This is a genomic window from Streptomyces sp. NPDC058459 (genome assembly GCF_042721685.1).
Classification (GTDB): domain Bacteria; phylum Actinomycetota; class Actinomycetes; order Streptomycetales; family Streptomycetaceae; genus Streptomyces.
In genome coordinates this window covers 1-6,718 of sequence record NZ_JBHXLV010000278.1, presented here as the reverse complement: position 1 = coordinate 6,718, position 6,718 = coordinate 1, and the positions used below count along the sequence as shown (strand labels likewise).

Genomic DNA, 6,718 nt, shown 5'->3' with positions numbered 1-6,718 from the left:
GTTCAGCCCTTGGGGCTGAGCAGGTCGAGGGTCTGGCCGACGACCGGGACCGCGCCGAGGGACGGGGCCTGGGCGATCGGGGCGGTCAGCGCCAGGGTGTTGAGCGGCTTGAAGTCGGCGATGGTGGTGCCGATGCCGTTGTTCAGCGGGTCGGTGCCGGTGCCGGCCAGCGGGTTGGGCTTGAGGCCGGCGATGGCGCCGGTGGCGTAACCGACGGACGTCGTCAGCGCGTTCACCCCCGATCGCGGGTTGATGTCGCCGATGTCGGCGGAGCGCAGCGGCGGCACGTCCAGGAGCGGGGCGGCGGCCGCGTCGGCGTGCGCGGTGCTCGCGCCCGCCGCCAGGGCCGCTCCGGCCGACGCGAGGGCGATCAGGGCGCGCCGTGCGGCGGGCTGACGGGGAGACCGGGGAGCGGAATGTCGGGCCATCGGTGGTGCCGCCTTCTGGTGCTCAGGGTAATACGGTCGGCACTCAGGGTAGTTGAGGTGTGACCCGCGCTCCAAAGGGGACCCGCGGGGTCGGCAGGACGGCCACCATGCGTCAAACTGGTGTTCCGTGAGCATCCATCCCCCGTCCCCCGCCCGCGTGGTGCTGCTGTCCGGCCCCTCCGGTTCGGGCAAGTCACTCGTCGCCGCCCTCTCCGGGCTGCCCGTGCTGCGCCTCGACGACTTCTACAAGGAGGGCGACGATCCGACGCTGCCGCTCGTCGCCGGAAGCTCGGACATCGACTGGGACCATCCGCTGTCCTGGGACGCGGACGTGGCGCTCGCCGCGATCGCCCGCCTGTGCGCGTCCGGTACGACACAGGTGCCGGTGTACGACCTCTCGCTGAGCGCCCGTACCGGCGAGGACACGCTGAGCATCGGCCGTACCCCGCTGTTCATCGCCGAGGGGATCTTCGCGGCGGAGATCGTGGAACGCTGCCGTGAGCTGGGGGTGCTGGCGGACGCGCTGTGTCTGACCCGGGGCGCGGTCACCACCTTCCGGCGGCGTTTCCTGCGCGATCTGAAGGAGGGCCGCAAGTCGGTGCCGTTCCTGCTGCGCCGCGGCTGGCGGCTGCTGCGCACGGAACGCTCGATCGTGTCCCGCCAACTGGCGCTGGGCGCGCACCCGTGCGGCCGCGACGAGGCGCTGAGCCGGATGGCGGCGGCCGCGGCGGGCCGCCAGACGCGGCAGCAGACGGCGGCCTGACCGGACGCGGACATGAAGAGGCGGGACTGCACGGCCCCCCAGCCGTCCAGCCCCGCTCCTCCTGTACTCCCCCCGTGTTCCCCCGTGTTTCCCCTTACGGGTTCACGCGCGGACCCTCCCCCCGGTGGGCCCCCGCGATTCCCCGTATCCCCTCGGGCCGAGCCGTGACGGCTCGCTCCCCCCGTTCCCCCCGTGGGTCCGCCCCCCGGCGGACCCGTTCCTTCAGGCCACCAGCTCGCCGAAGGCGTCCTCGTGGTCCCGGCCGAAGCTCAGGACCTCGTCCTCGCGCAGGCGCCGCAGCGAACGCCAGATGCTGGACTTCACCGTGCCGACGCTGATGCCGAGTATGTCGGCGATCTCCGGGTCGGTACGGCCCTCGTAGTACCGCAGGACCAGCATGGTGCGCTGCGGCTCGGGCAGCCGGGAGAGCGCCTGCCACAGGACGGCGCGCAGCTCGGTGCCGCGCATGGCGTCCGTGCCGGCGGGCGTCTCCGGCAGTTCCTCGGTCGGGTACTCGTTCAGCTTGCGGCGGCGCCACGCGCTGATGTGCAGGTTCGTCATGGTCCGGCGGAGGTAACCGCCGACCGCCGCCTTGTCGCTGATCCGCTCCCACGCCCGGTAGGTCGAGAACAGCGCGCTCTGCAGCAGGTCCTCGGCCTCGAAGCGGTCGCCGGTCAGGTGGTAGGCGGTCGCGTACAGGGAGGCGCGGCGCTCCCGCACGTAGGCGGTGAACTCCGCCTCCGTCAGCGAGCGACGCTCCCCCTGCTCCCCCCGGTACGCGTGCCCCTCCCCCGTGCGGGCGTCGACCACCGTCATGTGACCGGTGTGCTGACGCCCGGTGCCGCGGGCCCACCCCCGTGCTCCCTGGGCCTCGCGGCCGTGCGGCGGCAGCGTGGTCCCGGCACCGGAACTCCCAGCGGCCGCAGCCCCCCGGTGCGCGTCGTGCAGACGCGTGACCACTGCGCTGGTGCTCATGCCGTGTGGCGTGTTCATCTCGCGCTCCCCGTCGTGGACTTCCGGTGCCTGGCGTGGCCGGTGGTGCTCTCCCGCCTGCCGAGAAGCTTGCCGACCGTCCTTCATGGCCGTGTCCGCCGACTGTCACAGACCTGTCACAGGGGCCGGCCCCGGCGGGTCGTGACCGGTTCCGGGGGCCGGGAGGTGGCAGGAGCCGCCGCTTTGTCACCCGGTGTCCGCCACCGCGCGAACAGGGGCGCGGCACAGGTCGTACGACAGGCGGTGCATGGGCCAGAATGAGCCTGTGCCTTCCCTGTTGCTGATCGAGGACGACGACGCCATCCGTACGGCCCTTGAGTTGTCCCTGACGCGTCAGGGGCACCGGGTCGCCACCGCCGCGAGCGGTGAGGACGGTCTGAAGCTGCTGCGCGAGCAACGCCCGGACCTGATCGTGCTGGACGTGATGCTGCCCGGCATCGACGGGTTCGAGGTGTGCCGCCGCATCCGGCGTACCGACCAGCTGCCGATCATCCTGCTGACCGCGCGGAACGACGACATTGACGTGGTGGTCGGACTGGAGTCCGGCGCCGACGACTACGTGGTCAAGCCGGTGCAGGGCCGGGTGCTGGACGCCCGTATCCGGGCCGTGCTGCGGCGCGGGGAGCGCGAGTCCAGCGACTCGGCGTCCTTCGGCAACGTCGTCATCGACCGCTCCGCGATGACGGTGACCAAGAACGGCGAGGATCTCCAGCTGACCCCGACCGAGCTGCGGCTGCTGCTGGAGCTGAGCCGCCGGCCCGGCCAGGCGCTGTCCCGGCAGCAGTTGCTGCGGCTGGTGTGGGAGCACGACTACCTGGGCGACTCCCGCCTGGTGGACGCGTGTGTGCAGCGGCTGCGGGCGAAGGTCGAGGACGTGCCGTCCTCCCCGACCCTGATCCGCACGGTCCGTGGGGTCGGCTACCGCCTGGACACCCCTCAGTGAGCGAGCGAAGGGGGCTCGGCCGCTGGACGGCCGAGCGGGGGAGGAAGCTGGCCGGGCTGCGGTTCACCAGCCTGCGGCTGCGTCTGGTGCTGGTGTTCGGGCTGGTCGCGCTGACGGCCGCGGTGTCCGCGTCGGGCATCGCGTACTGGCTCAACCGCGAGGCGGTGCTCACCCGCGCCCAGGACGCGGTGCTGCGCGACTTCCGGCAGGAGATGCAGAACCGCGCGGGCGCCCTGCCCGCGCACCCCACACAGGACGAACTCCAGCGCGTCGCCGGGCAGATGGCGGGCAGCAGTCAGCGGTTCAGCGTGCTGCTGGTCGCCCAGGACCCCGACGGCCGCACGGTGTACGGCGGTTCGGGCGGGCTGAGCGGGTTCTCCCTGAAGGACGTTCCCTCGTCCCTGCGCGGGGCGGTGAACAGAAGGCAGCAGACGAACGGCTCCGACAAGTCGCCCTACCACCTGTACTGGCAGCGGATCACCAACGGGGGCACCCCGTTCCTGGTGGCCGGCACGAAGGTGGTGGACGGCGGCTCCACCGGCTACATGGCGAAGTCGCTGGAGCCGGAGGCGAAGGATCTCAACTCCCTCGCCTGGTCACTGGGGATCGCCACCGGCCTGGCCCTGATCGGCTCGGCACTGCTCGCGCAGGCCGCCGCCACGACCGTGCTGAAGCCGGTGCACCGGCTCGGGGTGGCCGCGCGACGGCTCGGCGAGGGCCGGCTGGACACCCGGCTGCGGGTCTCCGGCACCGACGAACTCGCCGACCTGTCACGGACGTTCAACAACGCGGCCGAGGCGCTGGAGAAGCGGGTAGCGGACATGGCCGCCCGCGACGACGCCTCCCGCCGCTTCGTCGCCGACATGTCGCACGAGCTGCGCACCCCGCTCACCGCCATCACCGCCGTGACCGAAGTGCTGGAGGACGAGCTGGAGTTCGAGGGCGGCGGCATCGACCCGATGGTCGAGCCCGCGGTACGCCTGGTGGTCAGCGAGACCAAGCGGCTGAACGACCTCGTCGAGAACCTTATGGAGGTCACCCGCTTCGACGCGGGCACCGCCCGCCTGGTGCTGGACGACGTGGACCTCGCGGACCAGATCACCGCCTGCATCGACGCCCGCGCCTGGCTGGACGCGGTCGAGCTGGACGCCGAGCGCGGCATCCACGCCCGGCTCGACCCGCGCCGCCTGGACGTCATCCTCGCCAACCTGACCGGCAACGCCCTCAAGCACGGCGGCTCCCCGGTACGGGTCTCGGTCCGCATCGACGGCGACGACCTGCTGGTGGCGGTACGCGATCACGGGCCGGGCATCCCCGAGGAGGTGCTGCCGCACGTCTTCGACCGCTTCTACAAGGCCAGTGCCTCCCGGCCGCGTTCGGAGGGCAGCGGCCTCGGCCTGTCCATCGCGCTGGAGAACGCCCATATCCACGGTGGCGCGATCACGGCCGCCAACTCCCCCGAGGGTGGCGCGGTGTTCACGCTCCGGCTGCCCCTGGACGCCTCCAGCCTCACCGAGGAACCCGACGCCGGCGACAAGGGCGACTCCCCGGTCGAGGGCAGTCACGGGGCGACCCGGTGAGCGCGCCGGCGGTACGCGGACTGCTGGCGGTGGGGCTGCTGGGCGCGCTGCTCACCGGGTGCGGCATCCGGCCCACGGAGGTCCCTACCGACTTCGGCGGGGCGCCGTCACGGGTGCCCTGTTCACCGGCCGGGTCCGGGCGGGCCACGCAGTCGCCGGAAGGGGTGCCGGTGCAGGTCTTCCTGCTGTGCGGGGCGTCCCTGGTGACCGTGGACCGCTCGGTGCGGGTACCGGAGGGCACGCCGGACGCGCGGCGCCGGGTCATGGTCGCGCAGGGCCTGCTGGACCAGCTCGCCTCGGCGCCGTCCGCCGGGGAACGGGCGGCGGGCTACCAGACCCGGGTGCGCGGCGGCATCACCGTCACCGGGCCGGGGCGCGAGGACCCCGAGGAGGCGCTGCGACTGAGCACCGCCCCCGACCAGTTGGGCTCCCCCGCGCTCGCCCAGGTGGTGTGCACCTTCTCCGACTCCGCCGCGGCGGAGGGCGACGGCTCGGTGATCCTCGCCGGACCGGCCCCGGCGTCGCCGCGCCGCTACGAGTGCACGGAGGACGTCCGCGACCGTCCCGGACGCCTCCAACCCCCGTCCGGTTCGGTCGCGTTGCGCTGATGCGGGGTCGTGGCCCGAGTCATGGCACGGGGTGATGGCATGAGTCATGGGATGAGGTCATGGGATGAGGTCATGACGTGAGTAATGGCCGTGCCGGTCCGGCCGGGTGCGGGTGTGGTGCACGCCTCACCGGTGTGGGGAGCGGCTGAGCGGAACCGATCGAGCGCGGCGACACGTCTTGGGGGACGTGCAGCGTCAAGGCTCCATCGGCGGCAGCGCCGCGAACCGCATCCGAGTGACCGGGGCGATCCTCCTCGTCGCGCATCTCGCGCTCGTCGCCTGGCTGACGCTGCGGCCCCTGGACGTGCCGTGGGTACGGCCCGCGAATCTGCGTCCGCTGGCCGGGCTGCGTGCCGATCTGGCCCTGGGCTGGCCCGGGGCGGGCCTGCGCATCGGCGAAGGGCTGGCCCTGCTGGCCCCGCTGGGTCTTCTGCTGCCGATGACGGGCGGCCGGCTCACCGTCTCCCCGCTCGCCTCCCTGCTGCGCACGGTCGCCGCCGGCGCCCTGACCTCCCTCGGTATCGCCCTGTTGCAGACCGGGGTGCCGGGGCGCGTGGTGGACGTGGACACGCTGCTGCTGAACACCGTGGGCGTCCTCCTGGCGCACCTCGCGCTCGTCCCGGCGGGGCGGACGTGGCTGCGGCACAGGGTGCGGGGTGCGGGCGGGGGGCGGGAGAGGTACGGGCGTGGTGGGCGCGGCCATGGCGGGGTCGAGGGGCAGGGCGGGGTCGAGGGGCAGGGCGGGTTCGGGCAGGGCGGGCTCGGGCGTGGCGGGTCCGGGGGCGTTCCCAGGGGCGTGCATCAGGGCATCTCCGGTGGCCTGGCCGGGAGTTGCGAGGGGTACACGGCCGGGGAGGCGCACGGCGGCGGGCGGGCTGCCGGGGCCGGGGGCGCGTCCGGTGGGCCGGGTCCGGCCGGGGGTGCGGTGAGCGGGCGCGGCGAGCTTTCTCAGGGGCGGACCCCGACGATTCCCAGGGTCGGTATCGCCCCTTAGGGTGATGCTTCTCCCGCTTCGTCTCCGTACCTTGGGGCATACGACGACAGACGGGGCGCGGCACTCGGCCCGCCCCGGCAGGCGGCCCGTGCGTGGGCCGACGACGACGGAGGAGCCCGCCATGACCGCCCTTGCCCGCCCCACCAACGGCCGCATGATCGGCGGCGTGTGCGCCGCGCTGGCACGGCGCTTCGGCACCTCGGCGGGCACCATGCGGGTGATCTTCCTGGTGTCCTGCCTGCTGCCCGGCCCGCAGTTCGTGCTCTACATAGCCATGTGGATACTGCTGCCCTCCGAGGACAAGGCCCGCCCCACCGCCTGGTGACGCCGACCGTCGCCCGGCCGCGTTCCGGGTACGCGGACGCGGCCCCGGGCCGCCCCCCGACAAACCCGGGGGCCCGGGGGCCGC

7 protein-coding genes and 1 pseudogene are annotated in these 6,718 nt (G+C 73.4%); 6 read left to right on the top strand and 2 right to left on the bottom strand.

Translation table 11 applies throughout. The features are described 5' to 3' along the window. Nucleotides 1-2: 2 nt before the first annotated feature. Nucleotides 3-428: a hypothetical protein gene (locus tag ACFWN1_RS30500; protein WP_384369073.1), complete on the bottom strand. Its 426-nt coding sequence runs from the start codon at nucleotides 426-428 to the stop codon at nucleotides 3-5. Nucleotides 429-555: 127 nt separating this feature from the next. Between ACFWN1_RS30500 and ACFWN1_RS30495 the strand changes: the two genes are divergently transcribed. Then, nucleotides 556-1,191: a uridine kinase gene (locus ACFWN1_RS30495; protein ID WP_384369070.1), complete on the top strand. Its 636-nt coding sequence runs from the start codon at nucleotides 556-558 to the stop codon at nucleotides 1,189-1,191. A gap of 222 nt (nucleotides 1,192-1,413) precedes the next feature. On the opposite strand, the gene ACFWN1_RS30490 is transcribed toward ACFWN1_RS30495, so the two are convergent. Continuing rightward, a complete protein-coding gene (locus tag ACFWN1_RS30490) occupies nucleotides 1,414-2,184 on the bottom strand; it encodes a SigE family RNA polymerase sigma factor (RefSeq protein WP_384369067.1) in 771 nt (256 codons plus the stop codon). A gap of 265 nt (nucleotides 2,185-2,449) precedes the next feature. On the opposite strand from ACFWN1_RS30490, the gene afsQ1 reads away from it, so the two are divergent. From afsQ1 to ACFWN1_RS30465, 5 genes and pseudogenes are all read left to right on the top strand, one after another. After that, complete coding sequence (gene afsQ1, locus ACFWN1_RS30485; RefSeq protein WP_384369064.1) at nucleotides 2,450-3,127, top strand: two-component system response regulator AfsQ1; 678 nt, start codon at nucleotides 2,450-2,452, stop codon at nucleotides 3,125-3,127. Beyond that, entirely contained in the window at nucleotides 3,124-4,707 is a 1,584-nt protein-coding gene (locus ACFWN1_RS30480) for an ATP-binding protein (protein ID WP_384369061.1), read from the top strand. Before afsQ1 ends, ACFWN1_RS30480 begins: the two co-directional genes overlap by 4 nt. After that, a complete protein-coding gene (locus ACFWN1_RS30475) occupies nucleotides 4,704-5,315 on the top strand; it encodes a hypothetical protein (RefSeq protein ID WP_384369058.1) in 612 nt (203 codons plus the stop codon). Before ACFWN1_RS30480 ends, ACFWN1_RS30475 begins: the two co-directional genes overlap by 4 nt. Nucleotides 5,316-5,502: 187 nt before the next feature. After that, nucleotides 5,503-5,970: pseudogene (locus ACFWN1_RS30470) on the top strand (VanZ family protein); the annotation flags it as partial. Between the two features lie 460 nt (nucleotides 5,971-6,430). Further along, complete coding sequence (locus ACFWN1_RS30465; protein ID WP_384369056.1) at nucleotides 6,431-6,634, top strand: PspC domain-containing protein; 204 nt, start codon at nucleotides 6,431-6,433, stop codon at nucleotides 6,632-6,634. The last annotated feature ends 84 nt before the right edge of the window (nucleotides 6,635-6,718 follow it).

Bases quoted from the DNA above. Each gene is read 5' to 3' on its own strand.
- ACFWN1_RS30500 (WP_384369073.1), bottom strand. From the start codon at position 428: ATGGCCCGACATTCCGCTCCCCGGTCTCCCCGTCAGCCCGCCGCACGG.
- ACFWN1_RS30490 (WP_384369067.1), bottom strand. From the start codon at position 2,184: ATGAACACGCCACACGGCATGAGCACCAGCGCAGTGGTCACGCGTCTG.
- ACFWN1_RS30465 (WP_384369056.1), top strand. From the start codon at position 6,431: ATGACCGCCCTTGCCCGCCCCACCAACGGCCGCATGATCGGCGGCGTG.